The organism is Blautia sp. AF34-10, from assembly GCF_003477865.1.
Taxonomy (GTDB): Bacteria; Bacillota; Clostridia; order Lachnospirales; family Lachnospiraceae; genus Fusicatenibacter; species Fusicatenibacter saccharivorans.
The window spans coordinates 1-716 of record NZ_QUED01000095.1 but is presented as its reverse complement, the minus strand read 5'-3'; the positions used below and the strand labels follow the sequence as shown (position 1 = coordinate 716).

Here is a 716-nt window from a genome sequence, read left to right as displayed (position 1 = left end):
GCTTCAAACTCCGCCCGATTGCTGATAGAATAGTCCTCGATTTTCTTCAGCACTTCCGCGATGGTCTGCATGAGCAAGTCCGCGTCCATGATGTGCGGGGAATGGCATTTGGGGTTCTTGGCTTTTCCCTTGTGGTACTCGCTGCAAAAAGCAACATGCCGCTTGCCGCCGTTCCGGTAATCTATACGAATGTGCATTTTTGCGCCGCAGTCCTTACAGAAAAGCAAGCCGGACAGAGGGTGGATTTCCCCGTCCCCGTTGGGGCGTCTGACGGGTGCGTTTTCCAAAATCCGCTGTACGGTTTCAAAATCGCTGCGGCTGATAATCGGCTCATGCACATTTTCTGTGATGTGCCACTGGCTCCGGTCTACATAGTGGTTATGTTTATCCCGGAAATGCTTTGTAGTCTTGAAGTTGACTACATCGCCGCAATACTCCTGCCGTGTGAGGATATGGGTCAAGGTGGCTTTGTTCCACTTGCAGCGGTTATCCTCGTTGAGCGTCTTATTTTTACAAGTTCCCCGTCCTCGGTCTTTCATATAGAAAGTGGGGGTAGAGATTTGCTCGTTTTTTAGATGCACGGCGATTTGGTTTCGGTTTTTCCCGCCGATAAACAGACGGAAAATCAAACGGACAACCTCGGCGGCTTCCTCGTCGATTATCCAAAAATCCTTGTTGTCCGGGTCTTTGACATAGCCGTAAGGGGCTTCGGTGAC

At 50.6% G+C, this 716-nt stretch carries 1 protein-coding gene; it reads right to left on the bottom strand.

Going from position 1 to position 716, the window contains the following annotated elements:
• Positions 1–716 (bottom strand): recombinase family protein (locus DWZ60_RS17035; RefSeq protein WP_199669436.1); only part of this gene is annotated, 716 nt, incomplete at both ends.